The following is a 243-nucleotide window of genomic DNA, read 5'->3' as shown; positions in this document are numbered from 1 at the left end:
TTTCGGCGTGGGCGCTGCTGGCGCTTCGCCTGGCTTGAGGCATGCGCCAAGGCGTACAGCGGTACCCTCACAGGACTGCATCGCCCGAAACAGATGTGGGAGTGGGCGAAAGCCCGCGATGCGCCCTGCTGGCATGGCGAGGTTTCGGCGTGGGCGCTGCTGGCGCTTCGCCTGGCTTGAGGCATGCGCCAAGGCGTACAGCGGTACCCTCACAGGACTGCATCGCCCGAAACAGATGTGGGA

The 243-nt window shown here is 65.8% G+C and carries 1 protein-coding gene; it reads left to right on the top strand.

Translation table 11 applies throughout. The features are described from left to right. On the top strand, positions 1 to 180 hold a 180-nt coding region (locus F3J43_RS24465), incomplete at its 5' end, for a hypothetical protein (protein ID WP_205298078.1). Positions 181 to 243 lie beyond the last annotated feature (63 nt).

Origin of the sequence: Pantoea sp. Cy-639 (assembly GCF_011752525.1) — a bacterium.
GTDB lineage: Bacteria > Pseudomonadota > Gammaproteobacteria > Pseudomonadales > Pseudomonadaceae > Aquipseudomonas.
The sequence above is the reverse complement of the archived record's forward strand: the minus strand, read 5'-3'. Positions and strand labels throughout refer to the sequence as shown.